This is a genomic window from Streptomyces sp. NPDC059668 (genome assembly GCF_042734135.1).
Taxonomy (GTDB): domain Bacteria; phylum Actinomycetota; class Actinomycetes; order Streptomycetales; family Streptomycetaceae; genus Streptomyces.
The window spans coordinates 55,353-71,785 of record NZ_JBHWEL010000008.1 but is presented as its reverse complement, the minus strand read 5'-3'; the positions used below and the strand labels follow the sequence as shown (position 1 = coordinate 71,785).

At 72.8% G+C, this 16,433-nt stretch carries 12 protein-coding genes; 10 read left to right on the top strand and 2 right to left on the bottom strand.

The features are described from left to right. Positions 1-42 precede the first annotated feature (42 nt). A complete protein-coding gene (locus ACFV2J_RS09040; RefSeq protein WP_385090694.1) occupies positions 43-1,215 on the top strand; it encodes a cytochrome P450 in 1,173 nt (390 codons plus the stop codon). Between the two features lie 141 nt (positions 1,216-1,356). On the opposite strand, the gene ACFV2J_RS09035 is transcribed toward ACFV2J_RS09040, so the two are convergent. Next, a complete protein-coding gene (locus ACFV2J_RS09035; protein ID WP_385090691.1) occupies positions 1,357-2,367 on the bottom strand; it encodes a Gfo/Idh/MocA family oxidoreductase in 1,011 nt (336 codons plus the stop codon). 128 nt (positions 2,368-2,495) lie between these two features. Between ACFV2J_RS09035 and ACFV2J_RS09030 the strand changes: the two genes are divergently transcribed. The 9 genes from ACFV2J_RS09030 (at position 2,496) to ACFV2J_RS08990 (ending at position 15,287) form a co-directional block, all read left to right on the top strand. Then, positions 2,496-3,233, top strand: coding sequence for a GntR family transcriptional regulator (locus ACFV2J_RS09030; RefSeq protein WP_385437983.1), 738 nt, complete (start codon positions 2,496-2,498; stop codon positions 3,231-3,233). A 272-nt stretch (positions 3,234-3,505) separates the two neighbouring features. After that, positions 3,506-4,501, top strand: a complete 996-nt coding sequence (locus ACFV2J_RS09025) for a sugar ABC transporter substrate-binding protein (RefSeq protein WP_385090685.1) — start codon at positions 3,506-3,508, stop codon at positions 4,499-4,501. A 140-nt stretch (positions 4,502-4,641) separates the two neighbouring features. Beyond that, positions 4,642-5,646, top strand: coding sequence for a sugar ABC transporter substrate-binding protein (locus tag ACFV2J_RS09020; protein ID WP_385090683.1), 1,005 nt, complete (start codon positions 4,642-4,644; stop codon positions 5,644-5,646). Further along, positions 5,643-6,704: an ABC transporter permease gene (locus tag ACFV2J_RS09015; protein ID WP_385437889.1), complete on the top strand. Its 1,062-nt coding sequence runs from the start codon at positions 5,643-5,645 to the stop codon at positions 6,702-6,704. The genes ACFV2J_RS09020 and ACFV2J_RS09015 overlap by 4 nt, the downstream gene beginning before the upstream one ends. Further along, complete coding sequence (locus ACFV2J_RS09010) at positions 6,701-7,519, top strand: ATP-binding cassette domain-containing protein (protein ID WP_385090680.1); 819 nt, start codon at positions 6,701-6,703, stop codon at positions 7,517-7,519. Before ACFV2J_RS09015 ends, ACFV2J_RS09010 begins: the two co-directional genes overlap by 4 nt. 576 nt (positions 7,520-8,095) lie before the next feature. Continuing rightward, a complete protein-coding gene (locus ACFV2J_RS09005; protein WP_148013102.1) occupies positions 8,096-9,241 on the top strand; it encodes an ROK family glucokinase in 1,146 nt (381 codons plus the stop codon). Continuing rightward, entirely contained in the window at positions 9,238-9,819 is a 582-nt protein-coding gene (locus ACFV2J_RS09000) for a sugar kinase (RefSeq protein ID WP_385437884.1), read from the top strand. The genes ACFV2J_RS09005 and ACFV2J_RS09000 overlap by 4 nt, the downstream gene beginning before the upstream one ends. Before the next feature lie 96 nt (positions 9,820-9,915). Beyond that, complete coding sequence (locus ACFV2J_RS08995; protein ID WP_385437882.1) at positions 9,916-12,873, top strand: SNF2-related protein; 2,958 nt, start codon at positions 9,916-9,918, stop codon at positions 12,871-12,873. A 389-nt stretch (positions 12,874-13,262) separates the two neighbouring features. Beyond that, entirely contained in the window at positions 13,263-15,287 is a 2,025-nt protein-coding gene (locus tag ACFV2J_RS08990; RefSeq protein ID WP_385437879.1) for an SWIM zinc finger family protein, read from the top strand. A gap of 217 nt (positions 15,288-15,504) precedes the next feature. On the opposite strand, the gene ACFV2J_RS08985 is transcribed toward ACFV2J_RS08990, so the two are convergent. Continuing rightward, positions 15,505-16,392 carry a LysR family transcriptional regulator gene (locus tag ACFV2J_RS08985; protein ID WP_385091921.1) on the bottom strand — a complete coding sequence of 296 codons (888 nt, stop codon included), beginning with the start codon at positions 16,390-16,392 and terminating at the stop codon, positions 15,505-15,507. Positions 16,393-16,433: the final 41 nt, after the last annotated feature.

Sequence of the window (16,433 nt, the reverse complement as noted above, 5' to 3'; positions counted from 1 at the left end):
GCGGACCCCGCGCGTTGTTCCGGGCAACGGGAGGGTGGAGCCATGATCGACCTCGGTGAGTACGGTACGCGGTTCACGAAGGACCCCTATCCGGTGTACGCGGAGCTGCGCGAGCGGGGCCCCGTCCACTGGGTGCGCATGCCCGCCCCCGGCGCGTACGAGTGCTGGCTCGTCGTCGGGTACGAGGAGGCGCGGGCCGCGCTGGCCGACCCGAGACTGTCCAAGGACAGCACCAAGACGGGGCTGACCTCCCTGGAGGACGAGCTGATGGGCCGCCATGTGCTCGTCACCGACCCGCCCGAACACACCCGGCTGCGCTCACTCGTCTCGGGCGCGTTCACCATGCGCCGGGTGGCGGCGCTGCGCCCGCGTGTCCAGCAGATCACGGACGAGCTGCTGGACGCGATGCTGCCCGCGGGGCGCGCGGACCTGGTGGACTCCTTCGCCTATCCGCTGCCGATCACCGTCATCTGCGAGCTGCTGGGGGTGCCCGACATCGACCGGGCCGCGTTCCGCAGGATGTCGAACGAGATCGTGACACCGGCGGACGGCGTGGGCGAGTTCGCGGCCGTGAAGGAACTGGCCGGATATCTGGACGAGTTGATCGAGGACAAGCGGTGCACGGCGCCCGCCGGCGATCTGCTCGGCGACCTCATCCGTACCCGGGCCGAGGACGGCGACCGGCTCTCCCGCGGCGAGTTGCGCGGTATGGCGTTCATCCTGCTGGTCGCGGGCCATGAGACGACGGTCAACCTGATCACGAACGGGGTGCACACCCTGCTCGCCCACCCCGGCCAACTCGCCGCGCTGCGCGCCGACATGAGCCTGCTGGACGGGGCGGTGGAGGAGGTGCTGCGCTTCGAAGGACCGGTCGAGACGGCGACGTACCGCTACGCGGCGGAGCCGATGGAGATCGGCGGCCGGGCCATCGCGGTGGGGGACCCGGTGATGATCGGACTCGACGCCGCCAACCGCGACGCGGCGCACTGCCCCGACCCGCACCGCTTCGACATCCGCCGCGCCCCCCGCGGCCACCTCGCCTTCGGGCACGGCATCCACCACTGCCTGGGCGCGCCCCTGGCCCGGCTGGAGGCGCGGGTCGCGCTGCGCTCGCTGCTGGAGCGCTGTCCGGACCTCGCTCTCGACGGGCCCCCGGGCGAACCGCTGCCCGGGATGCTGATGCGCGGCGTGCGCCGTCTGCCGGTGCGCTGGTGAGTGCCAGTGCTCCGGTCGCGCCGGTGCCGCCCCGGACTGGGAGCCGCACCGCGTGATCCGGGCCCGCCGTGATCCGGGCCCGCCGTGATCCGGACCCCCGCGTTCCGGACCCCCGCGTTCCGGGCCGGCCGCGATCCGGGCTCAGTCCCGTCCGCCGGGGATCTCCGCCAGCCGCACCGGGCGCCGCTCCAGCCGTGACAGCTCGCAGGCCTCCGCGATGCGCAGCGCGTGCAGGGCCTCGTGCCCGTCGCACGGGTTGGCGCGTTCACCGCGGACGACCTCGACGAACGCGGCGAGCTCGGCCTCGTACGCGGGGCCGAAGCGTTCCAGGAAGCCGGTCCAGGGCTTGTCGGCGGGCGGCGGCCCGGCCGGTTCGGTGGAGGCGATCGGCGTACGGTCGTCCAGGCCGACGCCGATCTGGTCCAGTTCGCCGGCCAGTTCCATGCGGATGTCGTAGCCCGCGCCGTTCATCCGGGTCGCGGTGGCCGTCGCGAGGGTGCCGTCGTCGAGGGTGAGCACGGCCGCGGCGGTGTCGATGTCCCGCGCCTCGCGGAACATGGCGGGTCCGGCGTCGGAGCCCATCGCGTACACCTCGACGACCTCGTGGCCCGTCACCCAGCGCAGCATGTCGAAGTCGTGGACCAGGCAGTCCCGGTAGAGCCCGCCCGACAGCGGCAGATAGGCGGCCGGCGGCGGCGACTGGTCGGACGTCATCGCGCGCACGGTGTGCAGCCGTCCGAGCCGCCCCGACCGCACCGCCTCCCGCGCGGCCGTGTACCCCGCGTCGAAGCGGCGCTGGAAGCCCAGTTGCAGGACCGTTCCGGCCGCCTCGACCTCGGCGAGCGCGGCCAGCGTGCCCGGCAGGTCGAGGGCGATGGGCTTCTCGCAGAACACCGGGAGCCCGGAGCGCGCCGCCCGGCCGATCAGTTCCGCGTGGGCGGCGGTGGAGGCGGTGATGACCACGGCGTCCACGCCCCAGGTGAAGATCTCGTCCACGCTGGGTGCCGCCGTGGCCCCCAGACGGTCCGCGAGCTCATGGGCCCGCACGGGGTCCGCGTCCGTGACGATGAGGGAACCGACTTCGCGGTGGCGGTCAAGAGTGGTCGCGTGAAATGTGCCGATACGACCCGTTCCGATGAGTCCGATGCGCATGGGAACAAACTGAGGGCGTGCCGGGTGCCGTGTCAATGGTTTGTCCGGACAATCGAACTTCACAACTTCCCGTCAACATCTCCCGGAGCTACGCTCGGCGCGTGCCGAAACCAGATGTGGACCCGACCGTGTCGCTCCAGCTCAGCGTCGACCGCAGCAGTCCGGTCCCGCTGTACTTCCAGCTGTCCCAGCAGCTGGAGGCCGCGATCGAGCACGGAACGCTGACCCCGGGCAGCCTCCTCGGCAACGAGATCGAGCTGGCCGGGCGGCTCGGCCTGTCCCGGCCGACCGTCCGGCAGGCCATCCAGTCCCTTGTCGACAAGGGACTGCTGGTGAGGCGCAGAGGCGTCGGCACCCAGGTCGTGCACAGCCAGGTCAAGCGCCCGCTGGAGCTCAGCAGCCTGTACGACGACCTGGAGGCGGCCGGGCAGCGCCCCGCGACCCGGGTGCTCGTCAACACCCTCGTGCCGGCGTCCGCCGAGGTCGCGGCCGCGCTGGGCGTGGCCGAGGGCAGTGACGTCCACCGCGTGGAGCGGCTCCGCCTCGCCCACGGGGAGCCGATGGCGTACCTCTGCAACTACCTGCCGCCCGCCCTGCTGGAGCTGGACAGCGCCCGGATGGAGGCCACCGGGCTGTACCGGCTGATGCGTGCCGCGGGCATCACCCTGCACAGCGCCCGTCAGTCCGTCGGCGCCCGCGCGGCCACCGAGGAGGAGGGGGAGCGGCTCGGCGAACCCGCCGGGGCCCCGCTGCTCACCATGCAGCGCACCACCTTCGACGACACCGGGCGGGCGGTGGAGTTCGGCTCCCACACCTACCGCGCCTCCCGCTACTCCTTCGAGTTCCAGCTCCTCGTACGTCCGTGAATCCGCGAATCCGCTTATACCGGTGAATCCGTGTACGGCGGTGAATTGTCGTGCGGCCGTGAATCCTCATGCCGCTGTGAATGTTTGGATCTTCGCGGGGTGGTGAATTCCGCTCGTGATCGGAAAGCTCCTGGTGGGGATGGGAATCGGCTGGGGCGTGGCCGAATCTCAATCGTAAGAATGTTCTGACAAACCCATTGACTGGTGTGCGGACCCGGAGCTAGAACTCCCCTCAGCCGCAAAGGAGCGGCGGGAGAGAGGGTGGTCCCACCATGCGTACAGCCCGAACAGCAGCAGCGGTGATAGCTGTGATCGCGCTCGCGGCCGGGTGCAGCAGCTCCGGCGGCAAGGACTCGGAGGACAAGGCGAGTGGCAGCGGGAGCGGGAGCGGCAAGGCCGCCGGCACGCCCCGCCTGAAGATCGCGATGGTGACGCACTCCGGCGAGGGCGACACCTTCTGGGACATCGTCCAGAGCGGCGCCAAGGCGGCGGCCGGCAAGGACAACGTCGACTTCCTGTACTCGAACGACAAGGAAGCCAACGGTCAGGCCCAGCTCGTCCAGGCCGCGATCGACAAGAAGGTCGACGGCATCGTCGTCACCCTGGCCAAGCCCGAGGCGATGAAGGACGTTCTCGCCAAGGCCGAGGCGGCCGGCATCCCGGTCGTCACGATCAACTCCGGCGCCGAGTTCTCGAAGCAGTTCGGGGCGCTCGCGCACTTCGGCCAGGACGAGTCGGTCGCCGGTGAGGCCATCGGTGACGAACTCAACAAACGCGGACTCAAGAAGGCGGTCTGCGTCATCCACGAACAGGGCAACGTCTCCCTGGAGCAGCGCTGCGCCGGTGTGAAGAAGACCTTCGACGGCTCGGTCGAGAACCTCAACGTCGACGGGACCAACGCGCCCGCCAGCCAGTCCTCCATCGAGGCGAAGCTCCAGGCCACCAAGGGCATCGACGCCGTGATCACGCTGGGCGCCCCGATCGCCGCCGTCGCCGTCAAGGCCAAGGCCGACGCGGGCAGCAAGGCCGAGATCGACACCTTCGACCTGAACGCCGAAGTGGTCAAGCGGCTCAAGGCCAAGGAGGTCGGCTTCGCCGTCGACCAGCAGCCCTACCTCCAGGGCTACGAGGCCATCGACATGCTGTGGCTCTACAAGAACAACGGCGACGTGCTCGGCGGCGGCAAGACGGTCCTCACCGGCCCGGCCATCGTCACCGAGAAGGACGCGCCGCAGCTCGAGAAGTACACCGCGCGCGGGACCCGCTGATGGGGTGCATGCTCCCCGTGTTCGATACTTGGGCGTTTGGGGCCGGCGAGAGGCCGGCCCCCGGGGCCTACGGAACGGCCCGCCGGGCCGCTCCGCGGGCCCCGGCGCACCAAGGAGCACAGCAAGAAGGGCACGGCCTCGTGGCACGGACTCGGACCTGGGTAAGCATCGCGCTCGCAGGGGCGCTGGGGGCGTCCCTCGCGGGATGCAGCAGCACCGGCGGGAAGCGGGCCGAGGACGCCCGCAAGGCGGCGTCCGCCCAGGGCAGGGCCGCGGTGGACACCCCCAGGTGGACCTTCGCGATGGTCACCCATTCGGGCGATGGCGACACGTTCTGGGACATCGTGCAGAGCGGCGCCAAGCAGGCCGCCGTCAAGGACAACATCAACTTCCTGTACTCGCACAACGCCGAGGCGCAGCAGCAGGCGCAGCTCGTCGACGCCGCGGTGGACAAGCGGGTCGACGGAATCATCGTCACGCTGGCCAAGCCGGACGCGATGAAGGCGGCCGTGGCGCGCGCGGAGAAGGCCGGTATCCCCGTGGTCACGGTGAACTCCGGCTCCGAGCAGTCCAAGGCGTTCGGCGCGCTCACCCACATCGGCCAGGACGAGACCATCGCCGGCGAGGCGGTCGGCGACGAGCTCAACAAGCGGGGCCGCAAGAAGGCCCTGTGCATCCTGCACGAGCAGGGCAACGTCGGCCACGAGCAGCGCTGCGCGGGCGTGAAGAAGACCTTCCACGGCACCGTGCAGGACCTCTACGTCCAGGGCACCAGCATGCCCGACGTGCAGTCCTCCATCGGTGCCAAGCTGCAGGCGGACAAGTCCATCGACTCGGTCGTCACGCTCGGTGCCCCGTACGCGGACACCGCGGTCAAGGCCAAGAAGGACGCCGGCAGCGACGCCGAGGTCGACACCTTCGACCTGAACGCGAAGGTGGCCGCGGAGCTCAAGGACGGCACGCTCGGCTTCGCCGTCGACCAGCAGCCCTACCTCCAGGGGTACGAGGCCGTGGACCTGCTCTGGCTCTACAAGTACAACGCCGATGTCCTCGGCGGCGGCAAGCCGGTACTCACCGGACCGCAGATCATCACCAAGGATCAGGCCGCCGCGCTGGAGGAGTACACGAAGCGGGGGACCCGATGACCGCGACCGCACCCGCACCCGCGCCGTCGCCCGGCACCAAGGCCGACGAGCGCCTCGTGAAGACCTCGCCGCTGCGCAAGCTCATGGGCCGGCCGGAGCTGGGCTCCGTGGTCGGCGCGATCGCGGTCTTCCTCTTCTTCGCGATCTTCGCGGACAGCTTCGTACGGGCCGCCAGCCTGAGCACGGTCCTGTACGCCTCGTCGACCATCGGCATCATGGCCGTACCGGTCGCGCTGCTGATGATCGGCGGCGAGTTCGACCTCTCAGCGGGTGTCATGGTGACCAGCTCCGCGCTGATCTCCTCGATGCTCAGCTACCAGCTGACGGCGAACGTCTGGGTCGGCGTCCTCGTGTCGCTGGTCGTCACGCTCGGGATCGGCGTCTTCAACGGCGTCATGCTCACCCGCACCGACCCGCCCAGCTTCATCATCACGCTCGGCACCTTCCTGATGCTGACCGGTATGAACCTCGGCTTCACCAAGCTGATCAGCGGCACGGTCTCCACCAAGTCGATCGCCGACATGCAGGGGTTCTCCTCCGCCAAGGACGTCTTCGCCTCGACGTTCACGATCGGCGGCGTCGACTTCAAGATCACCATCCTGTGGTGGCTGGCCCTGGTCGTCGTGGCCACCTGGATCCTGCTGCGCACCCGCGTCGGCAACTGGATCTACGCCGTCGGCGGCGGTGAGATGGCCGCCCGCGCGGTCGGTGTCCCGGTCAACAAGACCAAGATCGGCCTCTACATGGGCGTCGCCTTCGGCGCCTGGATCTCCGGTCAGCACCTGCTGTTCTCGTTCGACGTCGTGCAGTCCGGTGAGGGCGTCGGCAACGAGCTGATCTACATCATCGCGGCGGTCATCGGCGGCTGTCTGATCACCGGCGGCTACGGCTCCGCGGTCGGCGCGGCGGTCGGCGCGCTGATCTTCGGCATGGTGAGCAAGGGCATCGTGTTCGCCGAATGGAACCCGGACTGGTTCAAGTTCTTCCTCGGAGTGATGCTGCTCCTGGCGACCCTGCTCAACCACTGGGTCCGCAAGCGCGCGGAGGTGACGAAATGACGACGGACACGGAGAAGACGGAAGCGGCCTCCACGGAGGGCACGCCACTCGTCGAGCTCGACGACGTCAGTAAGTACTACGGCAACATCCGCGCCCTCGAAGGTGTCTCGCTGGTGGTGCACGCCGGGGAGATCTCCTGCGTCCTCGGCGACAACGGCGCGGGCAAGTCCACGCTGATCAAGATCATCGCGGGTCTCCATCAGCACGACGCGGGCACGCTGCGCATCGAGGGCGAGGAGACCCGGCTGTCGTCCCCGCGCGAGGCGCTGGACCGCGGGATCGCCACGGTCTACCAGGACCTCGCCGTCGTCCCGCTGATGCCGGTGTGGCGGAACTTCTTCCTCGGCTCGGAGCCGTCGAAGGGCTCGGGTCCCTTCAAGCGCATGGACGTCGAGTTCATGCGCAGGACCACGCACGCGGAGCTGCTGCGCATGGGCATCGACCTGCGCGACGTCGACCAGCCCATCGGCACGCTGTCCGGTGGTGAGCGCCAGTGCGTGGCGATCGCCCGCGCCGTGTACTTCGGCGCCAAGGTCCTCGTCCTGGACGAGCCCACCGCCGCGCTCGGTGTGAAGCAGTCCGGCGTCGTCCTCAAGTACGTCGCCGCCGCCCGGGACGCCGGACTGGGCGTCGTCCTGATCACCCACAACCCGCACCACGCCTACCTGGTGGGCAACCGCTTCGTGCTGCTCAAGCGCGGCGCGATGTTCGGCAGCCACACGCGCGAGGAGATCACCCTCGACGAGCTCACCCGTCAGATGGCGGGCGGCAGCGAGCTGGACGACCTCCGTCACGAGCTGGAACGCACGACGTAGCCGATACGTCAGGCTCCGCCCGGATCAGGCCCCGGTCAGGCCCCGGTCAGGCCGAGGCCAGGCCCCGGCCAGGCCCCGGCTCGGCGGCATCGGGCGGGCCGGGGAGGGGCGCCGCTTCCCGTCCGGGGAGGGATCGCTTCCCGGCCGGGGGCCGGCTGGTCCCCGCGCAAGGGGGTGCGGGGAACCGCGCGTCAGGCCATGTCCGGCCCGCGGCTTCGGGAACGGCCCGGGTATCCGTCAGCGTCAGGCGGGCGTCGCTTCTCGGACCCTGGCCGACGGCTCCCACCCGAGGGGCGCGGGGAACAACGCGACGAGCCACAACCGTCCCGCATCATGAGACCCGCCCACGGATTTCATCGGCCGGCGCAGCTGCCCGGACGGGGCGGGCGCGTCCTTCCCCAGGGGCGCCGGGAACCGCGCGACGAGCCGCAACGGTCCCGCATCATGAGAGCGACACCGTTTCATCGCCCCGCGTCACCACCCGCCACCGCAGGTAACCGCACGCCACAGCCACCCCCCGCTCCCCACGCCTCCCCGGCGGAGCGAAGCACGGCGGCGTGAGGCAGAATCGGCCCGATGAGCACCTACCGCGACCTCGCACACCGCGGCTCCGCGCGGGCCACCGTCCTGCGGACCGTCGGGACGCGCGAGCGCCGTTCCCACCTGACGGCGCCCCGCGTCCCCACCGTCGGTATCGACATCGGCGGTACGAAGGTGATGGCGGGCGTCGTCGACGCCGACGGCAACATCCTGGAGAAGCTCCGCGCCGAGACGCCGGACAAGTCCAAGAGCCCCAAGGTCGTCGAGGACACCATCATGGAGCTGGTCCTGGACCTCTCCGACCGGCACGACGTGCACGCGGTCGGCATCGGCGCGGCGGGCTGGGTCGACGCGGAGCGCAACCGCATCCTCTTCGCCCCCCACCTCTCCTGGCGCAACGAACCCCTGCGCGACCGCCTCGCCGGCCGCCTCGCCGTACCGGTCCTGGTCGACAACGACGCCAACACCGCCGCCTGGGCGGAATGGCGCTTCGGCGCGGGCCGCGGCGAGGACAACCTCGTCATGATCACGCTCGGTACCGGCATCGGCGGCGCGCTCCTCGAGGACGGTCAGGTCAGGCGCGGCAGGTTCGGCGTCGCGGGAGAGTTCGGTCACATGCAGGTGGTCCCCGGCGGCCACCGCTGCGCGTGCGGCAACCGCGGCTGCTGGGAGCAGTACAGCTCCGGCAACGCGCTGGTCCGCGAGGCCCGCGAACTCGCCGCCGCGGACTCCCCGGTCGCGTACGGGATCATCGAGCACGTCAAGGGGAACATCGCCGACATCACCGGCCCGATGATCACCGAGCTGGCCCGCGAGGGCGACGCCATGTGCATCGAGCTGCTCCAGGACATCGGCCAGTGGCTCGGCGTCGGCATCGCCAACCTGGCGGCCGCCCTCGACCCCTCCTGCTTCGTCATCGGCGGCGGCGTCAGCGCCGCCGACGACCTCCTGATCGGCCCGGCCCGCGACGCCTTCCGCCGGCACCTGACCGGCCGCGGCTACCGCCCCGAGGCCCGCATCGCCCGCGCCCAGCTCGGCCCCGAGGCCGGCATGGTCGGCGCCGCCGACCTCGCGCGCCTCGTCGCCCGCCGCTTCCGCCGCGCCAAGCGCCGCCGCGTGGAACGCTACGAGCGGTACGAGCGCTACACCGAGTCCCGTCGCACGACCCAGGGCACGCCGTGACCGCCTCGCTGCCGCGCCAGGCGTCGCCGCCGGACGAACCGCGGCGGCCGCCGGAGGACCCGCGCCGCAAGTTCCGCCGCCGCGCCCTGACCCTGCTGATCATCGTGCTGCTCATCGGCGTGCCGGCCGGATACCTGGTGATCTCCGCCAACCAGAGCCGCGACAGCGGCAAGCAGAAGGAGGACAAGTACTCGGCGACCGGTCTCACGGCGGGCTGGCCGTCGAAGGTCCAGCGCCGCCTCTACCAGGTGGAGATCCCGCACCCGGCCGCCAAGGTCGCGTTCTACGAGACCAACAACTGGAAGACCAGTCGCCTCTACGCGCAGTTCCAGCTCACCAACGCCGGCCTGGACACCTTCCTCGCCAGCCTGGGAGCCGACCGGCAGACGCTGACGAAGGACGACGTCACGATCAGTGCGCGCGACCAGAAGGTCACCGGCTGGAAGTTCTCGGTCCCCGGCCAGTGGTGGGGGTTCACCCGCAAGCAGAAGGACCCGGCGCCCACGCAGGACGTCGTCGTGAACCTGACCAATCCGACGTACCCCATGGTGTACGTCGTCTCGCGCACCGTGCCGTGACGAGCCGGTCCCGGGCCGTCGCCGGACCCGTTGTCAGACCCCGCCCGTAGAGTCGAAGACGACTGACGCGACCGAGGGCGGGAGGTGACCGGACGTATGGGCGAGGCAGCCCCGAGGAGCGACATCGCCGTGCCGGTGCGCCTCGCCGCCGTGTTCCTGCCCGCACCCCTGCCGCGTGACGGCCGGGTCGCCTTCTGGGACCCGGACGGCGGCCCACTCCCCGCGTCGGACGGCGGACCACCCTCCGCGTCGGACGGCGGACCACTCCCCGCGCCGGACGGCCGAGCGCCGACCCCTCCGGACGAGGGGTCGCCGGCCTCCCCCGACGGGGGATCGGCCTTCCCGGACGACGCCGCGAGCGGGCCGTCCCGCGCCCAGACCCGGCTCACGGTGGTACGACCGCACGGTTCCGGGGTCCGCCGGAGCACCGTCCCCGCGCTCACCCTGCCGATCGCCGAGGCCCTGCCGCTGCTCGCCGGAGCCCGCCGCGACCGCGCCGCCCACCCCGCCACCGCCTGCTGGGGCGCGGCGGCCCTGCACGCGCTGCGCCTCGTCGCGCGGGGCCGGCTGCTGCCCGGACTGACACCCGAGGGCCTCGACGCCTGGCGCGCGGGCCCGCTGGACCCGGAGGACATCGCGCACCTCCGCGCGGTCGCCGCCGCCCTGCCGTACGAGGGACACGCCGTCCCCCTCCCCGGCAAGGGCCCCCTGCGGCTGCCCGAACCGGAAGCGCTGATGCGCTCCTTCCTGGACGCGGTCGCCGACACCCTGCCGCGTACCCCCGCCGCTCCGCACACCTCGGGGAAGCCCTTCGCGGCCCGCGCACCGCAGCGGCTGCCCGGCGCCCACGCGTGGGCCGCCGAGGTCGCCGCCGGCATGGACGCGGGCGTACGGATCTCGCTCCGCCTGGACCTGTCGGCGTACCAGCTCTTCGACGACGGCGAGGGAGCGCGCCGCGCCGGCGCCGCCGTCGTCCAGGTGCACAGCCTCGCCGACCCGACGCTCGTCGTCGACGCCGCGGCGCTGTGGGCGGGAGAGGCCGACGCGACCTTCGGTCCGCGCGCCCGGGTGGACGCGGCACTCGCCGTGCGCCGCGCGGCCCGTGTCTGGCCTCCCCTGGACCGGCTCGGTGAGCAGGACGTGCCCGACGTCCTCGCGCTCTCCGAGGAGGAGCTGTCCGACCTGCTCGGCATCGCGGCCACCCGCCTCGGCGCGGCCGGCGTCGCCGTGCACTGGCCCCGGGACCTCGCCCACGACCTGAGCGCGGCCGCGGTGGTCCGCTCCGCCCCCGGGTCGGCCACGGACGGCACCGGGTTCTTCGAGAGCGAGGAACTCCTCCAGTTCCGCTGGCAGTTGGCGCTCGGCGGAGATCCCCTCACCGAGGCCGAGATGGACGCGCTCGCCGAGGCCCACCGTCCGGTCGTCCGACTGCGGGACCAGTGGGTGCTGGTCGACCCGGCGCTCGTCCGCAAGGCCCGCAAGCGGGAACTGGGCCTGCTGGACCCGGTCGACGCCCTCTCCGTGGCGCTCACCGGCACCGCGGAGGTCGACGGCGAGACGGTCGAGGCCGTGCCGGTCGGCGCGCTCGCCGTGCTGCGCGACCGTCTGACGGCCGGCATCACCCCCGTGGACCCGCCACCGGGCCTCCAGGCCCGCCTGCGGGACTACCAGCTCAGGGGCCTCGCCTGGCTGGACCTCATGACCTCCCTCGGCCTCGGCGGCTGCCTCGCCGACGACATGGGTCTGGGCAAGACCATCACCGTCATCGCCCTGCACCTGCGCCGGGCCCACGCCGAACCGACCCTGGTCGTCTGCCCGGCCTCGCTGCTGGGCAACTGGCAGCGGGAGATCAACCGCTTCGCCCCCGGGGTCCCCGTCCGCCGCTTCCACGGACCCGATCGCACCCTCGACGACCTCGACGGAGGCTTCGTCCTCACCACCTACGGCACGATGCGCTCGGCCGCCCCCCGGCTCGCCCAGCAGACCTGGGGCATGGTCGTCGCGGACGAGGCGCAGCACGTCAAGAACCCGTACTCGGCGACGGCGAAGGCCCTGCGGACCATCCCGTCGCCCGCGCGCGTCGCCCTGACCGGCACCCCCGTGGAGAACAACCTCTCCGAACTGTGGGCGCTCCTGGACTGGACGACCCCCGGCCTGCTCGGCCCTCTGAAGTCCTTCCGCGCCCGGCACGCGCGCGCGGTGGAGAACGGTGAGGACGACGAGGCGGTGGCCCGCCTGGCCCGGCTGATCCGCCCCTTCCTGCTCCGCCGCAAGAAGTCCGACCCCGGGATCGTCCCCGAGCTCCCGCCCAAGACGGAGACGGACCACCCGGTGCCGCTGACCCGTGAACAGGCCTCGCTGTACGAGGCGGTGGTCCGTGAGTCGATGCTCGCGATCGAGACCGCCGAGGGCATCGCCCGGCGCGGGCTCGTCCTCAAACTGCTGACCTCCCTCAAGCAGGTGTGCAACCATCCGGCGCTGTTCCTGAAGGAGGACGCGCAGGCCGCCGCGCACGGGCCCGCCACGCGCTCCGGGAAACTGGCCCTGCTCGACGAACTCCTCGACACCCTGCTGGCCGAGGACGGCTCGGCACTCGTCTTCACCCAGTACGTGGGAATGGCCCGCCTGATCACCGCGCACCTCGCCGCGCGGGCCGTCCCCGTCGAGCTCCTGCACGGCGGTACCCCGGTCGCCGAACGCGAACGCATGGTGGACCGCTTCCAGAGCGGCGCGACCCCGGTCCTGGTGCTGTCCCTCAAGGCCGCGGGCACCGGCCTGAACCTCACCCGGGCCGGTCATGTCGTCCACTTCGACCGCTGGTGGAACCCGGCGGTCGAGGAACAGGCGACCGACCGCGCCTATCGCATCGGCCAGACCCAGCCCGTCCAGGTCCACCGCCTCATCACCGAGGGCACGGTGGAGGACCGCATCGCCGAGATGCTCGAAGCGAAGCGGGCGCTGGCCGACGCGATCCTCGGCTCCGGAGAGGCCTCGCTGACCGAGCTGACCGACCGAGAACTGTCGGACCTGGTCTCACTCCGGAGGACCGAGTGAGCGCCGCCACGGACGAGGGACGGCCGGAGACCCCCGGAACGGACGGACAGGGCGAGCCCCGCGCCGGAGGTTCCCCACACCCCGCGACCGACGGCGCGCGCCCCGCCGACGCGGCCCGCCGCGCCCTGCGGGCCGCCCGCGAACGCGAGGGACAGACGGCGCCGGCCGCGGACGAGCCGGGCCCGCCGACCGGGGCGACCCCGACCACCCCCGCCACCCCGGGCGCCCGACCGGGCGACGCGGCCCGCCGGGCGCTGCGCCGCGCCACCACGCGGGGGAGCGTCCCTGGTGCTGGTGCTGGTGCTGGTGCTGGTGCGGGTGCGGGTGCAGACGGTGACGCTGGGCCGGGTCCGGCTGCCGGTGCCGGTCCGGCTGCCCCTGCCGACGACGTGTCCGCAGCCGACGCCACGTCCGGGTCGAGCCCGGAGCCCGCGGCGCCCGGCGACCCTTCGGCGCTCCGTCGGTCCACCACCACGGACGCGACCGCGCCGGCCGGCCAGGTCGGTCCGGTCCCGGGTGCCCCCCGTCCGGGTGACGTCGCCCGCCAGGCCCTGCGCGCCGCACGCGGCGAGGCACGGCAGGCACGGACGGACGCGGCGAGCGAGGCGGCCGAGTCCCGGCGCAGGTTCACCGACCGCACACCGCCGACCGGTTCCGCGGCCCGGCGGACCCCGCGCGTCCATGATCAGGGAGCGCGGATCCGGGACGTACGGGACCTGCTCGCCGGTGCCTTCGAGCTGCCCGACGCCGACCCCCGGCCCCGTACGACGCGACCGCCGGGCCCCGACCCCGCGCCGCCGCCCGGCGTGCGTACCGCCGCTCCTGCCGCGCCTCCGGAGACGCCCGACGCAGAGACGCGAAGCCGCCGAACCACGCGCCCGGAGACCCCTCGGGAGCACGCCGCGGGGGCCGACCCCTCCGACCTCGCCGAGGGCATGGAGGGCATGGAGACCACCGGGTCGACCGGCCGGGACACAGAAACCGGTGGCACGACCGCCGAGGGCACGGTGACCGCCGGGAGCACCGAGCTTCCCCGGGCGACCCCCGGGCGCACCCGGACCGCCGCCGGGACGGCCGGGCCCGGAGGTGTCGATTCCGTCGTGTCCGGGGAGCGGAGCGCGTCCCGGGCGGGCGCACTGCCGCGGTCCATGGCGTCCCCGGGGCGGGACGGAGAGCTGCGCCGTACGTTTTCCACGCTCCCGGCGCGGACGCCGGACGCCGAGCCGTTGTTCGCGCGGACATGGTGGGGCAATGCCTGGGTGGGTGCCCTGGAGAAGGGTGCGCTCGACGCGGCCCGGCTGGCGCGGGGGCGGGCCTACGCGGACAGGGGGCGGGTCGACGCCATCACGGTCACACCGGGGCTGGTGCTCGCGTACGTGCAGGGGAGCCGGCCGCGCCCCTACCGTGTGCAGGTCGCCCTGCGGACGCTGGACGACGGGGACTGGGACCGCTTCCTCGACGCGGCCGCCGAGCGGCCCGGCCACATCGCGGCGCTGCTCGACAAGGAGATGCCCCGCTCGCTCGCCGACTGCGGGGTCGACCTGCTCCCCGGCCCCGGCGACCTGGAACCGCACTGCAGTTGCCCGGACTCCGGACACCCCTGCAAACACGCGGCGGCGCTCTGCTACGAGACGGCACGCCTGCTGGACGAGGACCCGTTCGTCCTGCTCCTGCTGCGCGGCCGGGGCGAGCGCGAGCTGCTCGACGGACTCTCCCGTCGCAACGCGGCCCGTGCGGCGCGCGCCGCCCAGGAGCAGGAGCCGGCGCCCCTTCCCGGCGTACGGGCCCGGGACGCCGTCGCCCGTCGGACCCTGCCGCCCCTTCCGGCACCCCTGCCCGCGCCCGCGCACCCCGAGCAGCCGCCGACGTACCCGGGTGCGCCGGGTGGTCCCGACCCGTTCGCGCTGGACCAGCTGGCCACGGACGCGGCGGCCCGCGCGCACGCGCTGCTGACCGCGGGCCGGGACCCGGTCGCCGAGCTGACGCTCTGGCAGGACGCGGTGCGGCTCGCCGCCGCCCGCCCCGGTTCCGGGCTCACCGCGGCCACCCGGGCCCTCTACTCCTCGCTCGCCTCGGCCGCCGGCCGCACCCCGGCCGACCTGGCGCGAGCGGTCGCCGCCTGGCGTCAGGGCGGAATCGAGGGGCTGAGCGTCCTCGAAGAGCCCTGGGATCCGCCCGCGGGCCGCTTCGACCGAGCCCGTCCGCTCCTGCTCGCCGCGGACCTCCCCGCCTTCCGACCCTGGCGCAACCACCTCACGCACCCCCGCGGCCACGCCCAACTGCGCCTGGGGCACGACGGACTCTGGTACGCGTACGAATCGGAACCCGGACAGGACGACTGGTGGCCGCGCGGCACCCCCGACCTCGACCCCGTCGGAGCACTCACGGGCCTGGGCGCACCCGGCGAGTTCTGACGCCGGCGCCCGGCCCCGGGCGGCGCCGTGCAGGCGAGGGACCCGAGCGGACGGCGTGCGCGGGGTCCGAACCCGCGCACGCGGACCCGTCAGCCGGACCCGCCCGCGGACCCCGCGAACCTGTCAGCGAACCCTTGAAAGGAAGCAGGCTCCGCGGACGGCGGCAGCCGCGCGGGCCGCGACACTCACGCGGGAGAGGGAGCGTCCTCGGCGGGACTCAGGCGTGCGCGCACTGTTCGATGATCGAGGCGACGTGCTGCACGGCCGGCGGGTTGCGGTGCGCCCGGCGGGCCAGGACGAGATCGATGGTCTCCGTCTCGGCGAGCGGCACGTAGGTGACGCCGTCGAGCCGCAGGCTCCGTACCGACTGCGGCACGAGCGCGACACCGTGCCCCGCGGCCACGAGGACGACGAGCGTCGCGGTCTCACCGACCTCGATGAGGGACGAGGGCTGGAAACCGGCCCGGGCACAGGCCGCCAGGACACGGTCGTACATCGCGGACCGCGGCTGCGAGGGGTGGATGACGAAGGGCTCGTCGGCCAGCGCGCTCAGCGCGATCCGCGGGTCGGCCGCCAGCGGATGGTGGGCCGGCACCACGGCCATCAGGGGTTCGGTGCGCAAGGGCGTGATGTGCACCCCCTCGGTCCCGGCCGCGCCGGCACGGGAGACGGCGAGGTCGTAGGTGCCGGTGAGCAGACCCTCCACGAGCTGCGGGGTGATCAGCTCGCCCCGCAGGTCGAGGGTGAGGTGGGGGAGCTCGGACCGTACGGTGCGGGCGACGCGGGGCAGGACGTCGTACGTGGCGGTGCCGATGAACCCGACGGAGACGCGGCCGGCACGGCCGGTGGCGAGCTCCGCCATGTGGACCCGTGCGCGTTCGGCCTCGGTGACCAGCGTGCGGGCGTACGGGGTCAGGTGACGGCCGGCCTCGGTGAGTTCCACGTGCCGGGTCGAGCGGTGGAAGAGGGCGATGCCGAGCTCGCGCTCCAGTGCCTTGATCTGCTGTGAGAGGGCCGGCTGGGCGACGTGCAGGCGGGCCGCCGCGCGCCCGAAGTGGCACTCCTCCGCGAGGGTGAGGAAATAGCGGGCCTGACGCAGTTCCATGACCCCAGCTTATAAGGCGCTCTTATGAATTGCTTCGCACT

Coding starts and splice junctions, on each gene's coding strand:
- ACFV2J_RS09010 (WP_385090680.1), top strand. CDS start 6,701: ATGACGACGGACACGGAGAAGACGGAAGCGGCCTCCACGGAGGGCACG.
- ACFV2J_RS09005 (WP_148013102.1), top strand. CDS start 8,096: ATGAGCACCTACCGCGACCTCGCACACCGCGGCTCCGCGCGGGCCACC.
- ACFV2J_RS09025 (WP_385090685.1), top strand. CDS start 3,506: ATGCGTACAGCCCGAACAGCAGCAGCGGTGATAGCTGTGATCGCGCTC.
- ACFV2J_RS09015 (WP_385437889.1), top strand. CDS start 5,643: ATGACCGCGACCGCACCCGCACCCGCGCCGTCGCCCGGCACCAAGGCC.
- ACFV2J_RS09035 (WP_385090691.1), bottom strand. CDS start 2,367: ATGCGCATCGGACTCATCGGAACGGGTCGTATCGGCACATTTCACGCG.
- ACFV2J_RS08985 (WP_385091921.1), bottom strand. CDS start 16,392: ATGGAACTGCGTCAGGCCCGCTATTTCCTCACCCTCGCGGAGGAGTGC.
- ACFV2J_RS09040 (WP_385090694.1), top strand. CDS start 43: ATGATCGACCTCGGTGAGTACGGTACGCGGTTCACGAAGGACCCCTAT.
- ACFV2J_RS08995 (WP_385437882.1), top strand. CDS start 9,916: ATGGGCGAGGCAGCCCCGAGGAGCGACATCGCCGTGCCGGTGCGCCTC.